The organism is Erwinia sp. GW821-FHT03D09, from assembly GCF_059420805.1.
On record NZ_JBWKUK010000013.1, the window covers coordinates 1 to 24,641 of the forward strand.

The 24,641-nt window shown below is 51.5% G+C and carries 17 protein-coding genes and 2 pseudogenes; 10 read left to right on the forward strand and 9 right to left on the reverse strand.

What is annotated here, in order from left to right:
• Positions 1–72 precede the first annotated feature (72 nt).
• Positions 73–1,683, reverse strand: coding sequence for an SIR2 family protein (locus AC07U6_RS14190; RefSeq protein ID WP_494761106.1), 1,611 nt, complete (start codon positions 1,681–1,683; stop codon positions 73–75).
• 420 nt (positions 1,684–2,103) lie between these two features.
• On the opposite strand from AC07U6_RS14190, the gene AC07U6_RS14195 reads away from it, so the two are divergent.
• Complete coding sequence (locus AC07U6_RS14195) at positions 2,104–3,444, forward strand: MFS transporter (protein ID WP_494761105.1); 1,341 nt, start codon at positions 2,104–2,106, stop codon at positions 3,442–3,444.
• Positions 3,445–3,813: 369 nt separating this feature from the next.
• Entirely contained in the window at positions 3,814–5,265 is a 1,452-nt protein-coding gene (locus tag AC07U6_RS14200) for a DASS family sodium-coupled anion symporter (protein ID WP_494761104.1), read from the forward strand.
• A gap of 158 nt (positions 5,266–5,423) precedes the next feature.
• Here the strand turns inward: AC07U6_RS14200 and AC07U6_RS14205 are convergent.
• A pseudogene (locus tag AC07U6_RS14205) lies at positions 5,424–5,823 on the reverse strand (MFS transporter); the annotation flags it as partial.
• A gap of 290 nt (positions 5,824–6,113) precedes the next feature.
• Between AC07U6_RS14205 and AC07U6_RS14210 the strand changes: the two are divergent.
• Complete coding sequence (locus AC07U6_RS14210; RefSeq protein ID WP_494761103.1) at positions 6,114–7,022, forward strand: LysR family transcriptional regulator; 909 nt, start codon at positions 6,114–6,116, stop codon at positions 7,020–7,022.
• 18 nt (positions 7,023–7,040) lie between these two features.
• On the opposite strand, the gene argE is transcribed toward AC07U6_RS14210, so the two are convergent.
• The 4 genes from argE to AC07U6_RS14230 are packed head-to-tail and all read right to left on the reverse strand — an operon-like array spanning position 7,041 to position 10,744.
• On the reverse strand, positions 7,041–8,189 hold the full coding sequence (gene argE, locus AC07U6_RS14215) for an acetylornithine deacetylase (protein ID WP_494761102.1): 1,149 nt from the start codon (positions 8,187–8,189) through the stop codon (positions 7,041–7,043).
• Positions 8,182–8,856: a DUF1028 domain-containing protein gene (locus AC07U6_RS14220; protein WP_494761101.1), complete on the reverse strand. Its 675-nt coding sequence runs from the start codon at positions 8,854–8,856 to the stop codon at positions 8,182–8,184. Before AC07U6_RS14220 ends, argE begins: the two co-directional genes overlap by 8 nt.
• The gene (locus AC07U6_RS14225) at positions 8,853–9,281 is read right to left on the reverse strand and encodes a RidA family protein (RefSeq protein ID WP_494761100.1); all 429 of its coding nucleotides are present in this window, start codon (positions 9,279–9,281) and stop codon (positions 8,853–8,855) included. The genes AC07U6_RS14220 and AC07U6_RS14225 overlap by 4 nt, the downstream gene beginning before the upstream one ends.
• Before the next feature lie 56 nt (positions 9,282–9,337).
• Complete coding sequence (locus AC07U6_RS14230; RefSeq protein ID WP_494761099.1) at positions 9,338–10,744, reverse strand: purine-cytosine permease family protein; 1,407 nt, start codon at positions 10,742–10,744, stop codon at positions 9,338–9,340.
• A 321-nt stretch (positions 10,745–11,065) separates the two neighbouring features.
• On the opposite strand from AC07U6_RS14230, the gene AC07U6_RS14235 reads away from it, so the two are divergent.
• On the forward strand, positions 11,066–12,340 hold the full coding sequence (locus tag AC07U6_RS14235) for a flavin-containing monooxygenase (RefSeq protein WP_494761098.1): 1,275 nt from the start codon (positions 11,066–11,068) through the stop codon (positions 12,338–12,340).
• Positions 12,341–12,428: 88 nt separating this feature from the next.
• Here AC07U6_RS14235 and AC07U6_RS14240 read toward each other — a convergent pair whose 3' ends face one another.
• The 3 genes from AC07U6_RS14240 to AC07U6_RS14250 all read right to left on the reverse strand — a co-directional run bounded on the left by AC07U6_RS14240 (position 12,429) and on the right by AC07U6_RS14250 (position 15,310).
• Positions 12,429–13,832, reverse strand: a complete 1,404-nt coding sequence (locus AC07U6_RS14240; RefSeq protein ID WP_494764403.1) for a DNA cytosine methyltransferase — start codon at positions 13,830–13,832, stop codon at positions 12,429–12,431.
• 89 nt (positions 13,833–13,921) lie between these two features.
• Positions 13,922–14,902: a metallophosphoesterase gene (locus tag AC07U6_RS14245; protein ID WP_494761097.1), complete on the reverse strand. Its 981-nt coding sequence runs from the start codon at positions 14,900–14,902 to the stop codon at positions 13,922–13,924.
• Positions 14,903–15,028: 126 nt separating this feature from the next.
• Positions 15,029–15,310 carry a hypothetical protein gene (locus AC07U6_RS14250; protein ID WP_494761096.1) on the reverse strand — a complete coding sequence of 94 codons (282 nt, stop codon included), beginning with the start codon at positions 15,308–15,310 and terminating at the stop codon, positions 15,029–15,031.
• A gap of 93 nt (positions 15,311–15,403) precedes the next feature.
• Here AC07U6_RS14250 and AC07U6_RS14255 point away from each other — a divergent pair.
• The 6 genes and pseudogenes from AC07U6_RS14255 to tssC form a co-directional block, all read left to right on the forward strand.
• A pseudogene (locus AC07U6_RS14255) lies at positions 15,404–16,257 on the forward strand (TonB-dependent receptor domain-containing protein); the annotation flags it as partial.
• Between the two features lie 557 nt (positions 16,258–16,814).
• Positions 16,815–20,009: an autotransporter outer membrane beta-barrel domain-containing protein gene (locus AC07U6_RS14260; protein WP_494761095.1), complete on the forward strand. Its 3,195-nt coding sequence runs from the start codon at positions 16,815–16,817 to the stop codon at positions 20,007–20,009.
• Between the two features lie 179 nt (positions 20,010–20,188).
• The gene (locus AC07U6_RS14265) at positions 20,189–20,617 is read left to right on the forward strand and encodes a CaiF/GrlA family transcriptional regulator (RefSeq protein WP_494761094.1); all 429 of its coding nucleotides are present in this window, start codon (positions 20,189–20,191) and stop codon (positions 20,615–20,617) included.
• Positions 20,618–21,534: 917 nt separating this feature from the next.
• Positions 21,535–22,503, forward strand: a complete 969-nt coding sequence (locus AC07U6_RS14270) for a type VI secretion system protein TssA (protein ID WP_494761093.1) — start codon at positions 21,535–21,537, stop codon at positions 22,501–22,503.
• 21 nt (positions 22,504–22,524) lie between these two features.
• Complete coding sequence (gene tssB, locus AC07U6_RS14275) at positions 22,525–23,076, forward strand: type VI secretion system contractile sheath small subunit (RefSeq protein WP_494761092.1); 552 nt, start codon at positions 22,525–22,527, stop codon at positions 23,074–23,076.
• Positions 23,073–24,599 carry a type VI secretion system contractile sheath large subunit gene (gene tssC, locus AC07U6_RS14280; RefSeq protein WP_494761091.1) on the forward strand — a complete coding sequence of 509 codons (1,527 nt, stop codon included), beginning with the start codon at positions 23,073–23,075 and terminating at the stop codon, positions 24,597–24,599. Before tssB ends, tssC begins: the two co-directional genes overlap by 4 nt.
• Positions 24,600–24,641: the final 42 nt, after the last annotated feature.

Here is a 24,641-nt window from a genome sequence, read left to right on the forward strand (position 1 = left end):
GCGATCTCCTCGGGGACATAAATAGTATGTCGGAAGATCTCTAAAAGTGAATGGGCCGTTTTGGTGGGATACTTACAGTCTGACTTCACCCAATCCATACGGCAATTTCATTTCCAATCGGGGTGTCATTACCCTACGAAACTCTCGTAAAACTCCTGCTGTCCAGCCTTGGTTTGTAATTCGAGCTTTTAAGTCGTACCAATCGACGTCATAACGACGATTGCGGGGATCTTTATGATGTTCTAGAATTAAGCTCCACAGGTGACGAGAGCGTTTGTGGATTGATGTTGAATGCTCAATATTGCGTTCAATATTTTGTAGTAGTAGAGGATGAATATTGATTTTTCGGATAGCCCACCAAGCCATCACGGGGCTATCAAGAGATTTGCAGAACCAGGATATGAGATAATCCAATCGTTTCGGCATTGCCTCAAAACATCCAGCTAAGCGATGGTAATCTGACGGATTATCATCTTCGTCGCGCCATTCAAGAAGATTATCGTTAATCACTCCACGTTTACGTTCATCGTCAGAGATATCTTGCAGATCGTCATCAAGCCCATAAGCTTCTTGCGGATCGAAGGTCTCTGCATCATTGTCATCAAGTTCGTAGGATCTTTTCTTCTGTTTGGCTGACCGAATATTTGCATCCATTACACAAAGCCACTCGGGATGGGGAAGAGGAAAAGCTTCAGAGAACAATTTCATACCTTGTGCAGTGCGAAGTATATGGGCAAGTTGACCACGTTCATACGGCGCTAGAACTTTCGGATCTTGCTGGCTTTTAGCGATAATAGAAGCTCGCCACCGACGTGGATCATCTGCTCGTTCAGCCCATGCTTCCAATGTTTTCCAAAGGGCCGGATGATCGGAATAGGCTATGGCTGTAACTCCTCTGTCACGCCATTTGGCTTCGATGTCCTCGGCAAGGCCGCGATCAAATGCATAAAGTCTGGAACGATCATACTGACCATCATGATTGAGACCTTGAAGGAGGTATTTAACTGGTGGGTCTTCTGCCTGATAACCGACCAAAACAACGATGTATCGTTCCAGAAGAAGCTTAATAAAATTTGTCGCCCATCCTTCTGAAAGATACGCTCGTCCAAAGTCTGCACTGCTCAGCACATAAGGATGGTTTACAGCATTTTCGTCGACCAGACGGCCGTGAAGATATGTAATTCCCTCAATTGTCGAACCGAAATTCAGATTTGGGAAAGCTGGCGGCACATATCGCGTTAGATTATCTTGCGCTTGATTAACCTCGAACAGTCGGTCAAAGTTCGTTGTGACAATCTGTGGTACTCCACTCTGATTTGAGGAAATTCTTTTAATCAGGGCATGCTCACGTCCGACATCTATGTCAGTGCTTGCAGTTCCCAGACGCTTTGATACCAAAGCATTCACCTCATTCTTGCCATATTCCAGATGTAGGAGGTTGAAAATTTGATCGAGAGGGACATTCGCCGAAGATTGATCGTGTAGCCATGGGCGAAATGCTGCCATGATTTCTGAATCGTGTGGCGGGTCAAAGTATTCAATTACATGCTGGGTAAGCTGTACAAAGCTTGGCATCCCTGAAGGCAACGAAACCCCTGCGCCACAAAGGAATACAACTCGACCTGTATCACAGCGTTCTAAGAGGATATCGGGTATGGAAGGTCCTTCAGGGTGGAATCTCATGAGCTCAACTTTTCTAAGCGTTAATTTATGCTTGGATTCTACTACTCGTAGCTATGTGATGAACATTGGTAGTGAAAAAGCCTTGGTCATCCGAGTGATTTATCTCAAAGCAAACGACCTGAATTGCCACTACTTTGGTCGCCATTCTTTTAGGTGGCTAAAAGTCAGGAGGCTTTAGATAGATCTCGTCATGGACTGACCCCGCCCCGGTAGACGATCCTGTCCTATAGTTGGACTGACCCCGCCTTTCGCTTAAAAACCCCAACCTCATCAACCGTCCATTTTTCATCCAAAAACAACGACTACTTAACACTTACGCTAAGCCGATTTGACAATTTTTTGCACCGATTGCAAATGTATATACAGGAAAATACATGAGCAGAAGACAGACACTGGCAACATCACAACGGCGGGGGTTACATGGTTTATTCGGGTAAAGTGAATATCCAGCAGGCAATTGATGAAGCACCGGTTTCACGCTTTCACTGGGTGATTATCATCCTGGGGTTTCTGATTCTCGCCATCGACGGCTTCGACACGGCGGCGATGGGCTATATCGCCCCTACGCTGTCGGCCGACTGGGGAATTAAAAGGCAGGACCTCGGGCCGGTATTAAGCGCCGCGCTGCTCGGGCTTTCCATCGGCGCGCTGATCGCCGGACCGGCCTCGGACAGGCTGGGTCGTAAAAAGGTGCTGGTTTTCTCCTGCCTGTTCTTCGGGCTTGCCAGCCTGGGAACCGCCTATGCGCAGACGCTCAATACACTGACGCTGTGGCGGTTTCTGACCGGACTCGGGCTGGGCGCAGCGATGCCAAATGCGATTACGCTGGTCTCTGAGTTTGCCCCGAAGCGCTGCCGCTCTATGGCAATCAATACCATGTACTGTGGATTTCCGCTGGGTGCGGCGGGCGGCGGGGCGATCTCGTCCTGGCTGATCCCCAACTACGGATGGCACAGCGTGCTGCTGGCCGGAGCAATCGCACCGCTGGCGCTCACCGTGTTACTGGTCCTGTTCCTGCCGGAGTCGGTCAAATTCCTGGTCCATCGCGGTAAAGATATTGTGCAAATCCGGCGGATTGCCCGGCGGTTTATCGCCGGGAATCTGGCGCAGGTAACGAATTTTTATCTGGATGAGGAACGCATCACTGGCAAAAAAGGCAGCGTGGCGCAGCTGTTCAGTCAGCCGTGGCTGGCCGGTACGCTAATGCTGTGGATGACCTATTTTATGGGGCTGGTAATCTATTACGTGCTGCTGAGCTGGATGCCGACGCTGATGCTGGGGATGGGCTATCCCCTGGCGGAATCCGCCTGGCTGACCTCGCTGTTTACCTTCGGCGGCACGGCGGGGATTCTGCTGGCGGGCTGGATGATGGACAGGTGGGAGGCTCACAAGGTAGTGATGACCGGTTTTGCCCTGACGATGCTGTTTGCACTGGCGCTCGGCTTCGAGAACAACCATATCGTGCTGTTCGGTGGGCTAATCTTCCTGATGGGCATTACCATGAACGGCGCGCAGTCGGGTCTGCAAACGCTGGCGGCCACCTTTTATCCGACCCACTGCCGTGCCACGGGAATTGCGTGGATGCAGGGCGTCGGGCGCTTTGGCGGCGTGGCAGGCACCATGATGAGTGCACAGCTGCTCTCTCAACAATGGCAGGCCGACAGTATCCTGATGTTCCTCAGCGTTCCGGCACTGCTCGCAGCGGCAGCCACGCTGTATAAGCTGCAGCGCTATAAAACGCAGAATCTGAGCGCCGCATAAACCCCGTTATCCTGCTCCCGCCTGGGGGCAGGATAAACTTGAGGGCAAACGCAGTTAGCTGAATGGTCAGCGGGATAAGCGTCATCGCAAATGCTAACGGGTAATCGGTAGTGGCATAACCTTTATTAAAAACACGTATGACTGAATTATTTATTCAGCTGATACCGAACTTAACGCCCTCTTTCTAATTCCTCTCCGTTGAATAAACCCGAATATAAAATCACTCATCCACCTCGCACAGGCCGTTTCTACCCGCATCTCCCGCGTATTAAGTAAATTAAGATGGATTAATTACCATCCTTGATATCCATCAAGGCGTGGGCAGCTGTTTTTGTTCAAAAAGGGCATAGGGGAAAATAAAGGGAAATAATGATGACTGAACAAGTGCAGGTAAAACTGGCATTTCCACTGTGGAAGGGTGTTTTCACGCTCTTTGTGGGCCTGCTAATTTGGTTTACGCCACCGCCCAGCGGGCTGGATATTTTTGCGTGGCATATGTTTGCGGTCTTCGCCGCGACCATTCTGGCGATTATTTTAAAAGTGATGCCGATGGGCGCGGTAACCATGGTGGCACTGGTCGTCTCGGCGATGACCGGCCTGACGCCAATCTCCGGCGGCGGCAACGGCAAGGTTGCCGCGCTGTCCGGCTTTGCCAACGGCACCATCTGGCTGATCGGTATTGCGATGTTTATCTCCCGCGCGGTGATTAAAACCGGGCTGGGCAAGCGCATCGCGCTGTGGTTTATCTCGAAATGCGGGCACAGCATGCTCGGCGTGGCTTACGGTCTGGCGCTCTCCGATATGGTACTCGGCCCGGGTATTCCTTCCGCCTCGGCGCGCGGCGGCGGCATCATGTACCCCATCACCCAGTCGATTGCCACGGCGTACCAGTCCGAGCCGGGACCAACGGCCAGAAAGGCCGGAGCGTTCCTGATGATCTGCGTGTCGCAGATTGATGCCATTATCTGCGCAATGTTCCTGACGGCGATGGCCGGGAACCCGCTGATTGCCGAGCTGGCCGCCAGTCAGGGGATTCAGGTTAACTGGGGGATCTGGTTCTTAGGCGCCATCGTGCCCGGTCTGCTAACGCTGCTGATTATTCCTCTGTGCCTCTATTATATTTATCCGCCTGAACTGAAAAAGACGCCGGAAATACCGGGCATCGCGCGGGAAGAGCTGCGCAAGATGGGGCCGATGTCCCTTGCCGAAAAAATTCTGGCGTTCGACTTCGTGCTGCTGATCGTGCTGTGGACCGCAGGCGATATCTTCTTCCAGATCCCCGCCACGCTGTCGGCCTTTATTGGCCTGGCGATCCTGCTACTCTCCAATATCATGTCGTGGAAGAACATTATTGAAGAGAAAACGGCGTGGGATACGATGTTCTGGTTCGCTGTGCTGGTGATGATGGCCAATGCCCTGAACAAATACGGCATGATTGCCTGGATCTCTAAAGGCATCGTCGGCTATATCGGCCACTTTGACTGGCTGCTGGTGTTCCTTGTGCTGATTCTGGTCTACTTCTATACGCGCTATTTCTTTGCCTCCGCGATGGCGCATATCTCCGCAATGTATCTGGCCTTCCTGGCCGTTGCCGTTTCGGTGGGCGTACCGCCGCTGCTGGCCGCCCTGACGCTGGGCTACACCTCGAATCTGTCGATGGGGCTGACACAGTATTCCGGCGGACCCGGCCCGGCGCTGTTCGGTTCAGGATATAACTCTACCGGCCAGTGGTGGGGTGTCAGCTTCCTGGTGTCGCTCGTTTCCATCGCTATCTGGCTGCTGGCCGGCGGCGCGTGGATGAAAATCGTGGGCATCTGGTAACGCTCACGTTCGCCAGCGGCCAGGCGCTCAGCCTGTCCGCTGCTGAGCGGTTGCCTGCATTGCTTACCTGTCGGCCTGCACCTGAGTGGTTAGCCGTATTTTCCTGGTTATCCGCGCTTTTTTATCGATATCAGCGTCAGCAGCGCCACTATCACCGGCACCAGCGATACCCAGTAATGTACGATCTCCGTTCCGGCCAGCCCGGCCAGTACCGACAAACCGGTAATCACCAGCCCCGCAGCAGCAACGCGAGAAGCACCGAAGCGGCTAATCAGCCCGCCGGCAAAGAAACCCGGCGCACATGGCAATCACGTGCCACTGGATACCCAGGTTTGAGGCCTCCTGCGAGATACCGTGCATATGCATCGCCAGCGGCGCAGCGGTCATCAAAAAGTTCATCACCATATAGGCAACCGCGCCGGTAAACACCACGCGGGCAAAACCCGTCTGGCGAACAATTTCTGCCAGCGGGCGGCCACCGGCACCGAGCTTGCTTTGCGCCACCGGTTCGGCCGACTTCACGCCGGAAAGCACCAGCGCGGCCACCAGCGCCTGAGCGGTGTCAAGGCGAAGAATATTGCTATTCTGCTGCCGCAGGGGCAGGGTTATCTCAGCGTTCATGTCGTCTCTTTGCGCAGGTTAAATGCCCGATCCTGAGCATAATGTTGTCCGCTTATCAGCTAACAGCAATGCCAGCGTTATCGCAACGCCAGACGCTGTCCTTGACAACGTTAACGTTTAGCTAAACCACTAAAACTGACTGCAAAATTCGTGAAGTTCAACACAGATAAACGCTTTATCGCCGCCATTTTGCCGGATATGATCCTGAGAACGAATAAGGATGGTTTATGGCAAACTACACATTGCGTCAGCTGAAGTATTTCGTCACGACGGTGGAATGTGGCAGCGTGGCGGAAGCTTCCCGTAAGTTATTTATCGCACAGCCGTCGATCTCAACGGCAATAAAGATTCTGGAAGAGAGCTTCGGCGTACAGCTTTTTATTCGCCATCATGCACAGGGCGTGTCGCTAACGCCTTCCGGTACCCGTTTTCATCGTAAGGCGGTCAGGCTGCTGCGAATGGCCCACGAATTTGAGCAAAATGCGCTGGCCGATACGGACATTGTGGCGGGTAAAATCGATATCGGCTGCTTTGAAACGGTCGCCCCGCTGATTCTTCCTAAGCTGATCCACGGCTTTAAGGCACTGTATCCCGGCGTGGAGATTATGATCCGCGACGGCGAGCAACATGAACTCCTGCAGGGGCTGGCCGCAGGCCGCTTCGACGTGGCGCTGCTCTATCAGCACGATCTCGACAATAGCCTGACCGTGGAGCCGCTAGTCACACCTAGAAAACCGTACATTTTGCTACCTGCGGAGCACCGACTGGCGCAGCAGAGTGCGGTTTCCCTGTCTGAACTGGCGCATGAACCGATGATCCTGCTGGATGTGCAGCCCAGCCGTAACTACTTTATCAGCTTGTTCACCCGCGCGGGCATCACGCCGGATATCGTCTTCAGCTCACCGTCGATTGAGATGGTGCGCGGTATGGTTGGCTACGGTTTTGGTTTTGCCGTGCTGGTAACCCGCCCGAGCGGAAAGTTCAGCTACGACGGGAAGCCGCTGGCCATGGTGGAGCTGAAAGATGAGGTGGAGGGTTCCGGGCTGGCCGCCGTCTGGCTGGCTGGCGATCGGCTGACCAAGCCCGCCGGGCTGTTCGTGGAGTACTGCAAAACCGAGCTTCCGGACATGCTGTAAAATAGGCCTGCGCGCCGCTCAGGCGCGCAGCCATTGGGTCAGATTACCCAGCATTTTCATACAGGCATCGATCTGTTCCACGCTGATGAACTCATCCGGTTTATGCCCCTGTTCCATACTACCCGGACCGCAAACCAGCGTAGTCATACCTGCCTGATGAAATAATCCGCCTTCCGTGCCAAAAGCAACGGTGCCGAAACGGTCGCTGCCGCACCATTCGGCCAGCAGGCTGGCGAACCGACACGTGGGATCGGTCAGCAGACCAGGGTACTGACTGAGCGGCTGAAAGGTGATGCTACAACCGTCGGTTTTTTGCCGCATAGCGGGTAGCAGCTCGCACTGTGCATATTGCTCGATCCGCTCAATCACCGCGCCTGTCGGAGCATCGGGCAGATGGCGGATTTCAAAGTCAAACTGGCAGGACTGCGGCACGATATTTAACGCAGTACCGCCGGAAATCGTGCCAACCTGCAGCGTGCTGAAAGCCGGATCGAAACGGCTGTCCTGCGCCTCAGCCAGCAGGTCACCCTCATCCATCAACCGGGTAATCAGCCGGGTAGCATACTCAATCGCATTCACCCCCTGCGGCGCATAGGCGGAATGACAGGCGTGACCGCGCACGTCGCAGCGCATCGCGATTTTACCCTTATGGCCGTAAATCGGGCGCATTTCCGTGGGTTCGCCAATAATGCACAGCGCCGGTTTACTGGCCGCATCAGCCAGCAGGTCCGTCAGGCTGCGCACGCCCAGACAGCCGACCTCTTCATCGTAGGAGAACGCCAGGTGCAGCGGCAGGTGCAGCGGCTCCGCGACAAACGCCGGTACCGAGGCCAGCACGCAGGCGAGAAATCCCTTCATATCGGTACTGCCGCGCCCGTAGTAGCGACCGTCCTGCTCCGTCAAAGCAAACGGTGGCACGCTCCACGTCTGACCATCGACCGGCACCACATCGGTATGGCCGGAGAGCATCACGCCACCCGCTAAATCGGGGCCGATCATCGCGTACAGATTCGCCTTGCTTCCGCTGTCATTATGCAGCAGCCGGGACGTAACGCCGTGCTCCGCCAGCCAGCCCTGAACAAAGTGAATCAGCGCAAGATTGGATTCACGGCTGGTGGTATCAAACGCCAGCAGCTGCGCCAGTAAATCGCGTACCGGGCTACTCATCGCCGGGAACCCCATAGCCGGGAGCTTTGCGCGGATCGAGTGCTCGTGTCAGATAGTCCTGCGCCTGAGGTTGCCAGGCGCGCCAGAGATCGTTCAGCCGGGCCAATGGTGCAGCATCCGCCCAGTCAACTCTGAGATCGATTAACGGCCAACTGTGATCGCCCACCACTTTCAGCGCGGCGGAATGCACCGGCCCGGCTTCTCCTCCCTGTGCCAGCCCCGCTTCCATCGCAAGGATCAGGCGTTCTGCCAACGGGCCATGACTACCCTCAAAGGCGCTGACCATAGCGACGATCACCTGTTTCCCTGCCAGCATATTTCCCGCCGCCACGCACTCTTTCCCCTGAACCGCATCATGTACCCCCAGCGTGTGACTGCCGCTAAAGAAGGCGGTTCGGCCATCACGGCCAATGACCGTCACCTGGCGATACTGACGGTGTTCGTCACGAGCCAGCACGGCATCTAACGCTCCCGGCACGGTCGCCCCCTGATCCAGGGCCGCAAGGATTTCCGGCCCCAGAGCGGGCAGGGTGATATTCTGGCTGGATACCGCACCGACACCGCTAAGTACCCACGGGCAGCGCGCGCCGACCGCCATGCTGGAGGAACTGACGGCAATGCCAAACTGCCCGGTTTCACTACAGCGGGCGGCGATTGAAAAGGTCACAGCGCCTCCTCGTTCGGGATTACGGCAATCACATCAATTTCCATCAACCACTGCGGCTGCGCCAGCGCAGACACCACCAGCCCGGTAGAGATAGGGAAAACGCCCTTCAGCCATTTTCCCACTTCCTGATAAACCGGCTCACGGTAGCGAGGATCGGTGAGATAGGTAGTGGTTTTGACGATATGTGACAGATCGCTTCCCGCCTCTTCCAGCAGCTGTTTCACGTTTTTCATCGCCTGCTCTGCCTGCGCACGCGGATCGCCTAAGCCCACCAGCGCTCCGGAAAAGTCGGTACCGACCTGGCCACGCACGTAAATGGTGTTCCCTGCCCGCACTGCCTGGCACAGATCGTTATCCAGGCTCTGATTCGGGTAGGTGGCTTTAGTATTAAACATGCGAATGCGGGTATGCGTCGGTTTACTCATCTCTTAACTCCTGTAAAACGGGTTAGTGAGGCCGCATAAAGCGGCCAGTAGAAAAATCAGACTGGTCGGCAGTAGCTCTGCTGCCTGCGGCGATACGCACTGTTGCGGCTGGCCAGCCAGTAATAAAGCGGTGAAGTCACCAGCAGGCCGACCAGCCAGGAGAGATCTGCGCCGTTAATCCACGCGGAAACGGGGCCAACATAGAGCGGTGTATTCATAAAGGGGATCTGCACCACAATGCCGATGCCGTAAGCCAGCAGCGCCTGCGGGTTGTAGCGGCCATAAATCCCGCCATCTACCTGAAAAATAGAGCTGATGTCATAGTTGCCCTTGTGGATGGCATAAAAATCGATCAGATTGATCGCAGTCCAGGGCACCAGCACCACCAGCAGCGCCAGCACCAGATCCACAAAGTGGCTGATGAAATCCGCCGAGGCAAAGATCGCCGCCACGGAGCAGATCACGAGGGCGATAGCCGACAGCACTGCACGGCTTTTACTGCCGGGTATCCAGCGCCAGAAAAAGGTTTGCACCAGAGTAATTAACGACATCACCGCGCCGTACAGGTTAAGGGCGTTATGGCTGATCACGCTCAGCAAAAAAAGCACCAGCATCAGGGGTCCAATCGCACCGGTGGCTGCTCTGACGGCTTCCATGGTTTGCAGGCCCGGCGGGGTCGCCAGTACCGCCACGGCACCAAAGATGAATGACAGGCTGGAGCCGAGCGTCGTTCCCCAGTAAGTCGCCCAGAAGGTGCCTGCCACGGAAACATCCTCCGGCAAATAGCGGGAATAATCGGAAACATAGGGGGCAAAGGCGATCTGCCACAGCGCCGCCAGCGATACCGTTGCCAGCCAGCCATAGAGGGAGAATCCACCGCGCGTCAGGAAATCCGCCGTATGGATATGGCTAAAGATGTAGCCGAAACCCAGCACGATACCGATCCCCAGCACCCAGGTCCCGATGCGGTTCAGCACGTGGATAAACCGGTAGCCAATAATGCCGATTATCCCGGAACCCACGGCTCCGATCACAATCCCGACCGGTAGCGGTACGCCGGGAGCGATACCGTGCAGAGACTCACCGGCCAGGACGATATTCGAGGTAAAAAAACCGACATACATCACCCCGGCAATCGCCACCACCAGCAAAGAACCCAGCGAGCCGAACTGCGCGCGGCTCTGAATCATTTGCGGAATACCCATCTGCGGCCCCTGCGCGGAGTGCAGTGCCATCAACGCGCCGCCGGCCAGATGGCCGACCAGAATGGCCACCACACCCCACAGCAAGTTCAGATGAAACAGCTGAACGGCCAGTGCACCGGTGACGATCGGCAGCGGGGCGATATTTCCGCCAAACCACAGGGTAAACAGATCGCGGGTTTTACCGTGACGATCGGCCGGGGGAACATAGCCAATAGTGTGTTTCTCAATCAGCGGGGGCGAAGTTTCTGTTGGCGACATAGCAGGCTCCAATGTCAGAAAGTGCAGGGGTTTCGAGGCGTTGACGCATCGTTTTTTATTGAGGCGATAATGCGCACTCTTTTTTCGACGGGTAAATTAGTAAGTTTATGGTCAGAGAGAATGAAAAAACTTCGCAGGGCAAACCAGTGTTGATTTAACGAAAATTTAACAACTGAGATATATAGATAACATTGCGCGAGCACTCACCGCCGCCGTCTGAATCGTTAATTTATCGTCAGTGATGAACTTAATAATATTTTACCGTATCTGATTCGCTCCCTAGGCTGCATTTGACGATTCAATAAGCCTGAGGATAGAGAGATGACGCCAGAAATAACCTTCATTGATACGCTGGTTGTCGGTGCCGGTCAGGCAGGTGTGGCAATGAGCGAACACCTGACGCGGCTGGACATCCCCCACATTGTGTTAGAAAAAAATCGTATTGCTGAAGCCTGGCGTACCGGGCGATGGGATTCACTGGTAGCCAATGGCCCAGCCTGGCACGACCGCTTTCCCGGCATGGAGTTTTCCGGTATCAGTCCTGATGGCTTTGTACCTAAAGAGCGCGTGGCAGACTATATGGAAGCCTACGCCAGCCGCTTCAATGCACCCATTCGCACCGGTGTAGAGGTGCGGCGGGTCGATCGCAACATTGGCAAGCCCGGCTTTCGTGTAGAAACCTCCGTCGGCGTGTTTGAAGCCCGCCATCTGGTGGTGGCTACCGGCCCGTTCCAGTGCCCGGTCATTCCGGCTATTGTGCCGCAAACGGCAGAACTGACGCAGCTGCATTCGGCACACTATCGTAATCCCGCTCAGCTTCCCGCCGGGGCGGTGATGATCGTAGGCGCAGGTTCATCCGGTGTGCAGATCGCCGAGGAACTGAATCGCGCCGGGAAAGACGTCTATCTTTCCGTTGGTCCGCACGACCGGCCGCCGCGCAGCTATCGCGGGCGCGATTTTTGTTGGTGGTTAGGGGTGCTTGGCCTGTGGGATAAAGCGACCACAGAGCCGGGCAAAGAACATGTGACGATCGCCGTCAGCGGCGCAAACGGCGGCCATACGGTTGATTTCCGCAAGCTGGCGGAGGAAGGTGTCAGACTGGTTGGCCGCACGAAGCGTTTTGCCAACGGTGTGGCGGAATTTGAAAACGACCTGGCGCAGAACATCGTACGCGGGGATGAGAACTATCTTTCCCTGCTCGATGCTGCCGATGAATGGGTCACACGCAACGGTCAGGATTTGCCGGAAGAGCCGCAGGCGCGAGTCATTCGTCCGGCGCCTGCCTGTATGACCTCACCGGAGCTACAGCTGAATCTGGCCGAACATAACATCACTACGATTATCTGGGCGACGGGCTTTACCTCGGATTATCGCTGGCTGAACGTTAATGCCTTTGATGCACAGGGCAAACCTCAGCATCAGCGCGGCGTATCATCAGAACCCGGAGTTTATTTCCTCGGTTTACCGTGGCTCTCCAGGCGCGGTTCATCATTTATCTGGGGCGTATGGCACGATGCCAAATATATCGCCGACCAGATTGCCATTCAGCGCAACTACCTTACCTGGCAGGAAGTGCCGTCGCCGCGGAAGGAGTAACGTCAAAAAACGGCGGAGAGATAAGAACGTGGTCGGAAAGGGGACATATCCGCTTTCCGCGCCGTTACAGATCCGTTTTCAGGCCGTATTAGCCTGCCGCATTCTCGGCAGCACGGGTTTTCTGAACCGCCTGCAAAATCACCGGCTCCAGCAGTCGGGCCACGGCGGCAAAGGCAGGCACCACCACCGAATTACCAAACTGGCGGTAGGACTGGGTATCCGACACCGGAATACGAAACGTCTTTTCGCCCGGCTTTTCGAAGCCCATCAGACGGGCACACTCACGCGGCGTTAACCTGCGCGGCCGGTGTTCAAGGTTGGCCGCATCATGGAACGATTTCTCGCCCAGCGCTTTATCCCATCCCCGGTCGATCAGGATCTCAGAGCCATCTTTGTGGTAACGCGCGGAAAGAGTGCGTGATACCACCTGACGATCGGCAGGTGACACCAGTCCGTAGCCAAAACCGTTGCCTTTTGCCTGGTGCTTCTTCGCATAGTTGTAGAGATACTCCCACAGTTTTACCGTCAGGATATATTTGCTCTCAACCTGCTTATCCAGCAGGTCGGCGAAGGCAGGGCGCTGCGGCGGATAAAATTTCGCAATATCACGCAGGGTAAAGTCTTTTGCCAGCCCGAGATCGCGGCGGAATCCCACCAGCACAATACGCTCGCGATGCTGGGGTAGAAAATGTTTGCCGTCGATAATTTTGGGATCGCTCGTACCGTTAACATCAGCGTCAGCGACATCATAGCCCAGCTCATCCAGCGTTTGCATGATCACGCGAAACGTTTTGCCTTTATCGTGGCTTTTCAGGTTTTTTACGTTCTCCAGCACGAAGATTGCCGGTTTTTTGACGGCGATAATCCGCGCCACATCGAAGAACAACGTGCCCTGTGTATCGCATTCAAAACCGTGCGCACGGCCGAGGGAGTTCTTTTTGCTGACGCCCGCCAGGCTGAAAGGCTGGCAGGGAAAACCCGCCAGCAGCACGTCGTGCTGCGGGATCTGATGATCGATATGAGCATAAGCTTCCGCTTCAGCAACCTCGGGTTTGTCGCTCAGCGTGACCTTGCGGATATCGGTATTAAACGTGTGCTCATGCTCATCGTTGAACCAGTTAGCCCGGTAGGTTCTTACCGCGTACGGGTTCCACTCGCTGGTGAACACGCACTGACCGCCAATCGCTTCAAAGCCGCTGCGAATGCCGCCGATCCCGGCGAAGAGATCGATAAAGCGAAACGGATAGTGGGGATGATGCGACGGTGGCTGCGGCAGCATCGCTTCAAGCGCGCTGACTTCCGCTGCGGTTAATACCTGTGGTGCGGACTTTCCGCTTATCCAGCGGCTCACCGACTCACGCGTCCAGCCGCTGCCGCCGACCGACTGCAAATGCTCGGCAACGGTACGTCGATCGTAAATTTCCAACACCCGCAGCAGCAGTGCGAGATCTTCCGCGATGCGGGCCTGTAATCCTTCACGGGAACCGGCCATCAGCGGCTGCACGGCAGGCGGTAATTCTTTCATGACGATAATATCCCGGGTTAAGTTCGTGACAGGCTATCACATAATTGACCCGGATTTTACAGACGGCTCTCGCTATCCACCTCGTGCAGCGGATCGCCGTGGCTTAGTGGCAGGATACGGCTGATTTCACCGCCAAAACCGGTGACGATAAGCCTCTTCCCGTTGAGTTCGGCAACGGCAAAAGGCACGTTATCCGGGCCGTCGAGCATCCCTTTCAGAGTAATAAAATCGGTATTTCCACGCCGGTAGTAACCGCCACGATGGTCATGACCGGCAAAGTAAGCACGGACCTGATAGCGGTACAGCAGATCTGCCACCGCTTCACCATTCCACAGAATGTGTTTTTTCAGCGGTGCCAGCGGATAGTGGCCAAACACGATGACCGTTTCCCCCAGCGCCTGCGCCTGTTGCAGATTCTGTTCAATCCACGCCAGCTGCTTCTCGCCGATCGCACCGTTCCAGCGCTGGGCCTGCGGCTGCTGTTGTGCAATCAGTTCATCAAGCTGTTCGCGTGCCTGCTGCAGGTCGTCACCGTTGCCCGCATTACAGTAGAGGCTGATATCGTTACCGTCGATCACCAGAAAGCGATAGCCGCTGAGGCGGAAATGATAATAGCTTTTTGGCAGGCCCAGCGGCGGAGTATGCGCGGCCAGATGCTCGGAAATCACCTGCGCATCATGATTGCCGATCACCGCGACATGCGGATGGTGCAGGGCATCATAGCGCGGCAACAGCTCGCTGTAGCTTGACCAGTAGCGATCGACCAGGTCGCCCAGCGTGGCAACAAAATCGAGCGACAGATCGTTCAGCGTGCTAATCGCCGACGAAAGCTTGTGCAGGCCGTGGCGGTAATAGAGGTTATTTTCCACATCGGGATCGGCGTCTGCGTATTGGGGATCGGCAATCAAGCCAAATCGCAGTGTGCTGCCGACCGGTGTCGGCGAGCGTAAGGCTGGGGGCTGGTATAGAATTCCGGCCTCGCCCAGCGCCCGCCGCTGCGGCTGGGAAAGCGGATTTTGCAGCGTTTTAAGGGACATCGTACAGCAGATCCAGGCAATAAATAAGAGTCCTATCCTCGCCGGGCGGAATGACATTTTTATTGCTGATTAGTGACGTTTGTGCGACAGAAAACGGGCCGCCGGGAAGCGACAGCCCGATAAGACTCAGCGCACCCCGAGGTGCCCGGCCAGCGTTGTGGATAAATATTCGCGGCGCAGCAGGCCTTCTTCACTCAGGCGCGACATCAGCTGGTTAAAGGTGAGATCCATGCAGCCCGGCGAACCGCCCGGAATGGCGATAATACCGTCCAGCGCACCGGCCTCGAAGCGTTCACGGATTTCACGTACCGCATCTTCCACCGTGCCGATAACCTGCCAGTAGGTGGAACCAACCACCTCCGGCCGCGTCATCAGGTCGCGCAGCAGCGGCTGCTCGCGCTCGATCAACCGTCGTAGCAGATTGGCGTGAGTCTGGCTGAATACTTTACCCTGCGGTGGCAGTATGTCCGGCGTAATGCGGGTATCCGGCGACAGCTCGCGCAGGTTGATATTACCGCCTCCAGCCGTCTGGAACGTGAGCGTCGCCGTCGCGTTGGCAGCGGTGGTGCCTCTGCGGTGAATTTCGATAAACCTACAACGTGTTCCTGCCGAAGCTGGACGTGACGTGGAAGCCGATTGAGGGCCAGACTTTTGGTGCGAAAATCGCCCGAGGCTATAATGCTGGCGGTGCGGGTATCACCTTCGCCACGCCGGTTGTAACCTACACCTACGATCCGGAATATGTCTGGAACTATGAGCTGTATACCCGCCACCATATTGATGCGGCCGACCTCGATCTGACCAGTAACGTTTTCTATAACGATTACAAAAATATGCAGCTACCCTACACGCTGTCATCAGGTTCATCGATCATCGATAATGCCGATAAAGTGGTGACCTACGGTGCAGAGTTTGGCGCTATCTGGAAGCCAACGCTCGATTTCGAAATGAATACGTCTGTGGGCCTGCTGCAAACCAAGATCAGAGAGTTTAACGGCAGTACCAATGAAGACAACATTCTGCCGCGAGCGCCGGGCTATACGGCTAATGTGGGAGCGAAGTATATGCTGATACCGGGCGTTGAACTGAGTGGTAACGTGAAGTTTAGCGGTTCTTATTACTCAGCTTATGATAATGATAACCGCGGCCGCATATCGCCGTACTGGGTTTCTAATGCGCAGCTGGCCTATACCTTTAAATATGGTCGTGCAACGTTATATGTGCAGAATTTATTTGATAACGATCACAGTTTGAGTATCAGTTCAAATGACAGAAATACACCAATTACGCTTCGTGAACGCGCAATTGGAACCACGCTGGAACTGAACTTCCAATATTTTCAGAGCATATTCTGACGTTGGAGAGTGAGTAACTTCCGATATTTTCTACCTCTTTCCCTGCGAAAAAATACCCTTGCCGTTGAAAAAACGACGCCTTCACTGCTTTATTACCGATCATCAGATTGTCGTAACCTCATAACACCGAGCGCATTTACCTTCGATAACAACAAATAAACCGTTAAATTAACACCAATTCGATATTTAATTTTATTAAACTATAATATTGAGACTTTAATATCATTTTCATACAAAATTATTAATGAGTGATTTTTAGGTTGATTTTATCATTCATATTCCCTCACCATATCGATAAGAGATTCTTATCAAGATGATAATTATTTTTTGCTTTACACTTATTAGCTGCAATCGACAAGATTTGTAATATTACGTTAATTTTCATGGAGGATGATTTAAAGGATTCTATTTTCTTCTAAGCTAATTCTGTAATTAGTTTTCGCTGAGATAATTTCATTTATTTCTGGCGTGAGATTTTATGCTTAAAGATTAATGAAGTAAAACAGGAGCCAGTGAGGCGAACTGTTTAATTGTTTATTATAAAAGGAATTGCAGTGATGAAAAAAAACAGTTTTAAGCTAAGTGTTCTGGCGGCCTCGGTCATCGTCAGCCTTAGCGCCCCAGCATTTGCCGCAACCGTGTCATCGTCCATCGCAGTAAAAGACAAGGCAGCACTCAGCCATGATGCTCAGGGCCAATATACCGGCGGTGGAGCCGTATTTATTGGCGGCAGTGACCTGCCTGTTATAAATAACACCGTGACCGGAAGTGATTGGGTTGCCATTAATACCGATACTCAAGGCTTCAATGCTCTGGTAAACAGTACCGGCTACAAAGAATACCTTAATGCCAGCATTCCCAGCCTGCCCGGCGATGCTAACTACATTATTTTCGAAGATTATCAGCGTGCCGTTCATGGTGAGCGTCTGGCTAAAGCAACTGCCGCTAAAGGTTATTCGGTGCCGGTCGGGATGGTTGATGGCCTGAAAATGGGCACGGCAAATAACCGCTATCAAAAATTGCAAACCGTTACGCTATATCAGCGTGATGCCAGCGGCGCTATTCAATATCAGAAAAAATCTGACGGTACCTTTGTCCTTGATACTGCCGGGAATAAAATCCCATTAACCGTTAGCAAAGCAATTATTCTTGATCAGAACTCGGATGTTTACATTGCACCTGTAGAACGTACCGGCGGTGTTTTCGGTCTGCAAAATGCGGCTATTTACTCTCAGGTGAAAAGCCTGAATCAGAGCGTGGCAGCCGTTTCTGTTGATGGTAACTTACAGGAAAATACCACGCAGGATCGCACTCGTGATGTCCTGGTTATTAAAAACACCACTATCGATAACACGCTCAATTCGGATTCCGTACCGGTTAATCCATCAGGAAATGTATCCGGTGAAGAGCATGTCTATACCAAGCGTCCTTCCGCAACCGGATTAAGTATTAACAGCAGCAGCGTGAATTATGCGGTTGATGGCAAAGGTAATCATATTGCTGCCAATCAAACGCTGACCCACCAGGTGGCGAAAACACCAAACGTTATTTTAGACAATGTCCAGATTACGGCTAAAAACATTGCTGCCGTTCGTGAAGACGATAATTATGACGGTAGCCATAAAAATAACGGCAACTACAGCCGTAATGCCGATAGCAAATCAACCGCAGTGACCATCTCCGGTTCCGGTTTGTTCGTGTCGGTGGCCAATAACTCGACGTTGACCGCCGGGGTAAACAATGCCGGTTCCGCTCTGAACATGTCCGGTCACGCTAACCGTGTGGATGTGAACCACTCAACGTTAAATGGCAACGTCAATCTGACTCATGACGGTTATGTCCCAACCATCAACGTCACCGTGGTACGCGATACAAAGACCGGTGATTACGTGGCAAGCGGTGCCAGCATTACTAATCCGCAGGTAATGGATCGTGAACATAACGGCACGACGCTAAATCTGACCAATAATACGGTACTGAATGGCGATATCACCGCTCGTGGTACTACTGGCTACGTTGTGCAACTGACCGATGTAACCGATGCTAATGCACCGGTGATTCTGGGCCAGGGTGCGATCGATGCCTCACTGTCCGCGACCTCTATCTATAACAATGCCGTCAGCAGCGTTAGCAATACCATTTTGGCGAATACCAACAACGCCTGGACACCGATCAACGTCAACCTGAATCACAGCACGCTGAACGGTAAAGTCGGGGGCATCACCAACGTAACTCGCCCTGACGGTAGCCTGGTTTCTTCATGGAACCCGGACATCAACGTTAAAAACGGTGCGGTGTGGAACGCTGCTGCGACAGCTGACGGTGGCCTGGCGATCAGCGACGTACACGATATGAATCTGTCTGCCTCCACTTTGAACTTAATCAATCTGGCAGACGATACCCCAACCCTGGGCGATCGCGGCCGCTATGAAGACCTGGGCTCTGCACGCGTTGTTGTTCATGGTAATTTGAACCAGGACAAGGACAGCGCAGGCCATTATCAGACATCGGTAATTACCGTCGGTAAAGCCGTGGCTGAACCACTGCTCAACCTGGGGGGTGATTACACTTATGGTTCAGTGCAGGTCAAGGGGACAGCGAAAGGCGAATATCGCCTTGAAATCGCTAACTCTGGCGTAGAACCGTACGTCAAAGGCGGCTACGTTGCCGATCGTGACCGCGTTAATGGCGTAAATCCTCACAGCTTCGTTAATTATCTGGATAAAGGTAGTGACGCGCATTTCACGGGCCGTACCGAGCTGGGTGTTTACCAGTATGACGTTCAGGATATCCTGAATGACAAAGTGCATGACGAACGTAACGTCTATTTTAAAAACAACGGCCATCTGTCAAACAGCGCTGCAACGGCACTCAGCATGGCTGCGGCGCAGGTGAATATTGCCAGCATGGAGTCTGATGCACTCAACCTACATATGAATGCTTCACGCCACGCCAGGGATGACGGTGGTGTATGGATCTCTTACTTCGGTGGAAAAAATCACAATACGACATCAGCCGGCGCGGGATTTAAGTTAGATACTAACGGCGTTATGCTGGGCGTTGATAACCTGTTCGATGCGAAAAACGGCGGTAGCTGGTTAGCCGGTTTGGCGTTCTCGTCAGCGCGTTCTGACCTTAATGTGATGAACAGCAGTGGCGACCTGGATAGCTACGGCGCACAGTTCTATCTGTCTCGCCGCTTCGAAAATGGCGTCTTTGTTGATACGTCTGCGCAGTATAACCATTTCAGCAACAGTGGCGACGCACGAACTCTGGATGGGCAGCGTTCACGCTCTGATTTCTCTACCAATGGCTACGGCTTGGGTATGAAACTGGGTTACACCTGGGAAGAAAGCGGTTACTTTGCTGAACCGTACGTCAAAGCAACCGGCCGTGCCATTGACGGCGCGCACTACACCATGAATAACGGCATGGTTGTCAATGGCGATGATTTCAAATCAGTGGTAGGTGAAATCGGTACTGATGTTGGTTATACATTCGATCTGAATCAAGGTTATATCAAACCTTATCTGCATTTGGCAGCTCTTAATGAATTTGCTGATAGCAATGAAATGAAGCTGAATAACGTTATTATGAATAACAGCATCGATGGCGCTGCATTCCAAATTGGCGGCGGTGCAGAAGTTCAACTGATGAAGAACGTTGGTGGTTATGCCAGTTTTAACTATACCACCGGGGATAATCTTGAGCGCCCATGGCAGGCAAACGTAGGTGTGAATTACTCCTGGTAAAACCTCTCCCCATTGCTAATCGCAATGGGGAAATATTTCCTAGCCACACATAGTTATTTTTTCTGTATCACTGCGGGTTGGGCAAAGACTCTTTGCCCATTTTTACCGTTTGCACATGAGAAAAAACATTAATTCTCATCAGCATAAGACATTTCTTATCATACAGGGACAGCATGATTATGAGTAAAGTCAAAAACGTTACTTCTCAGCTTAATGGGACAGCAAAAGTTGTAAAACAGAGTAATCATGACGGTGGTCGCATTCCCGCCGAATTGAGTGAGCACGCCGATCAACCTTTGTATGTCCTGATTGCATTGTGGGGGCTGATGCAGAAAACCTGGATTGGGCATAAACAAGTTTCTACTGTCTTTGCTATCACCGAGCGCCGGGCATCATTTCAGCTGTCTTATATTTTACGCAAGACAGAAGTCATAATCTGCCAGACAAGAAAGGTGAAAGTTCAGGGAACGCGCCGCTTGTGCCACCAAATCAAGGTTGAGCAGGTTTATTTCTCTGACCAGGGTAACTTGCGAATGAGAAATGACAGTCCACAAACATGTATCGAGGACCTAAAAAAACAACGTATTTTATTTCCCACATCAGCATGATTGATGCAGTCCTTTGCGAGGATAAGCTCCCTTTGGCTTAATGTTCCCCCTTCTATCTCCCTTTTCTCCATCTACATAAGATGCTGATATTAATAGTTTTTATACGATAGGTTTATTACGCTTTTGATGAGTTATCCCTCTTCATTCCTGTTGTTGCATTCCGTCGGCACTGTTTCAATCGGTATATAAAAATAATTTTTCACATCGGGTTTTACTATAGAATTCAGTCCAGCTATGTTGTTACTACAACCACAGATACATTAGAATATCTTATATATTTAGAATAATTAAAGCGTGCAATTAAAAACCTTATCCTTACAGCCAGGACTACAGAAATAATTAAGACTACCATCTTATCTCCAGGAACATCCTCAGAAAATCCTCCAGAACAACACCAGGAGCTTATCCTAAATTTGACTAATCTGGTTTTCTCATTGAGAAAACCAGATATTTGCTGGGGATTAACAAATAAACTGGTAAGACCTCTTTGCAAATTTAGCTTTGTTAATCAAACCCATAACACAAATGATGTTTGTTTTCCTTTTATTGGTGCTTTTTTTAAACTTTAAACTTTAAAACTTTTAATTAATTCAATATTTAAACTAACACGCATAGATTTTACACATTCTAAGTGGGAACTTTCTTATTAATAAATATTATTTTTTTTAAAATATATATTAACCAATGGTTATTTTAAAAAATAAAAATAAGTAACTGTTAAAACAACTTATCAAAGAAACCGATCAAAAAGCAAAATTTGATAGTCAATATCTATCACAATGGCAATTATTAATCTTTTTAAACAATTGGATATTACATATTTATTGTCGCAATGTAAGCCACGTCCTTATTGTGGAATTAATATTTAAATAAGGTAATTGGTAGTATTTTTTAGCTTATTTTTTAGAGGGTTAATCATGGATGATTTATTGTACCCGGCGGGCGATTTCATGGAAGAAATTGAACTCGACCCTTTGTATATCGATGTTGAATATTCTTTAGAAAAAATAGATTCAGGTAACGATCCGCTGGAAGGTATAACAACAGTCGAATCGATTAACTGGGGGGAAATAAAGGCAAACTGTATAGAGTTACTAAATAAAAAATTCAATTTGAGAGTAGAGATATGGCTTCTCAGGGCGAGTATGCATACCAATGGCTGCTCTGCTTTATATGAAAGCCTGGTGAAAATAGACCGTTTTCTTTCTGATATTTCTTTATCGGATGCGGAAAAAAAAGCGCTGGGGCCCGGCTACGCCTACGATGACGCACTGGCTGCCGTTCTGAGCTGGCTGTCCACGGTACAGTGTCTGTCACAGTATAAAAGTAGTATGCTTAGCCCAGAAGTACCGGTAAAACTAGAACTTCTCTCATTAGTCGATCGCGGCGATGAGCAACACGCGTTGCATTTTTCGCAAATAGTTTCAGCTATTTCTCAGGCTAACGACTGGTATCAAACAGTTCAGTTACCCACACTGGCTGAACAGCTTTTTCAAACCATGAACTTGTTGAAAAGTATTGTCCAAAGAGCAAATTCTAATAGCAGCGGATATCAGCTGGATTGCAGCCAACTTTTATATTGGATTAAAGATGTTTCTAATTATATTTCATCGCTAAATGAAAAAAATGAAGGTGAAGAAAATAAATCCATAGAGAATTTTGAAAAATCAGAGGAAGTTGCAATCGGTAAGGTTATAAAAAATCGTCAGGATTTGGCTCTGACGTTAGATATGGTTCTCGACTATTTTGAAAAATATGAGCCAAGCCATCCTGCCCCTATTTTAATCAGGCGATCGCAAAAAATGATAGGGATGGATTTTGCGGCTATCGTTGAAGATATGCTTCCTGATGCCCTGACAACGTTACAGCAGTTTACTGGAAAATAAAATCTGAAAAAGGAGATCAGGATGGCAAAGGAAAGTTCTCAGAAATTTATCGGAAAATATAATGCACCCCGTGTACAAATTGAATATGACGTAGAGCTTTATGGTTCGCAAAAAAAAGTCGAATTGCCTTTCGTTACCGGAGTAATGTCAGATCTTTCAGGAGATCGTCAGAGCGATCTGCCTCCGGTTGATGAACGCAAGTTCCTGACATTCGATCAGGATAACTTTAACGATCGTATGAGGGCAATCAGACCACATCTGCAATTTTTTGTGGAAAATACCCTCAGCGAAGGGGATGACCTGCTGGATATCGATCTGGAATTTGAATCGATGGATGACTTTCTACCCGGCGAGCTGGCGAGACGTATTCCACAAATGGCGGCCCTGCTGGAAGCGCGTGAGCATCTGGCCCAGCTCATTACCTATATGGATGGTAAGTCCAGTGCAGAAGAGGTGGTGAGAAAATTGCTTGAGCAGCCTGATTTCCTTCAGAGGCTGGTCAGAGAAGGGGAAGAAAGCATCAGAAATATTGAATCGGAAGATCAACCACATCATGGGGGAGAAGGACAATGAGTGAAATAGAAACTCAGACCGACCCGCAATATAACGAAGAACCACTGCTTTTTGATGAACCCACAGGTGAGAAAGATGAACTGGATGCGTTATTAAAAAGCAGCTTTCGGCCGAGGACGATGGAAGCGTCGGCGGCGGTCCGCACGGCGATCGGTACACTGGCAGATTTTACTAATCGCCATAAAGTGAAAGTGAATAAGGACGTTATTTTCACAATCGAATCTCTTATTGCGAATATTGATGAAAAAATGTCCGAGCAGATGAATCTGATTATTCATCATCCCTCTTTCCAAAAGCTGGAGTCAGCATGGAACGGGCTAAGTTATCTTGTAGATAACACCATCACTACAGAAACGTTGAAAATTCGTGTACTGAATATCACTCAGGACGAGCTCATGCGCACCCTACGGCGCTATCGCGGTACAGCCTGGGATCAAAGTCCGATTTTCAAACAAATCTATGAGCATGAATATGGCCAGTTTGGTGGTGAACCTTTTGGCTGTCTGATTGGAGACTACCAGTTCGACCACAGCCCGCTGAGTGTTTCGCTGCTCACTGAAATAGCGAAAGTTTCGGCAGCGGCGCACTGCCCTTTTATCGCTGCTGCAGCACCTTCGCTGATGCAGATGAACAAATGGCGGGAGCTGAGCAACCCGCGCGATATCGGGAAAATTTTTACTACCCCGGAATATGCAGCATGGCGCCGCCTGCGTGAAAGTAACGATTCGCGCTATCTGGTTCTGACCATGCCGCGCTTCCTGTCGCGCCTGCCGTATGGCTCGAAGACAAATCCCGTTGAATCATTTTCCTATGAAGAGACGGTACGCCCGGAAAACGATGAGGATTTTTCCTGGTCGAACTCGGCCTATGCCATGGCGGTCAATATCAACCGTGCATTTCATGAGTATGGCTGGTGCTCCAGAATCCGCGGTATCGAGTCTGGCGGATCCGTTGAAGAACTGCCGGCTTATACCTTCCCTTCAGAAGAGGGAGGTTATGAACTGACGTGCCCGACCGAGATAGCGATTTCTGACCGACGCGAGCAGGAACTGTCGGACGCGGGATTCCTGCCACTGGTTTACCGAAAGCACTCAGACTTCGCGGCTTTCATTGGGTCCTGTACGCTTCATGCACCGGGAAAATACGAGGACGATGACGCAACGGCTAACGCAAAACTGTCATCGCGTTTACCCTATATTTTCGCCACCTGTCGTTTCGCCCACTACCTGAAATGTATTGTGCGCGACAAAGTGGGGTCATTCCGTTCACGCAACGATATGCAGGTTTGGCTAAATGACTGGCTGATGAATTACGTTGACGGCGACCCGACTGTTTCCACCGAGGCGACTAAAGCCCGGCGACCATTAGCCGCCGCTGAAGTTAACGTTGAGGATGTGCCGGACGATCCAGGTTATTACCGGGCGCACTTTTATTTACGACCTCACTATCAGCTAGAAGGTATGACCGTTTCTTTACGCTTAGTATCAAAACTTCCATCCGCCAAACAGGGTGGGGACAGGTAAAAACGAATCATGACTGCCAGAGTTTATATAAAAAACTCCAGG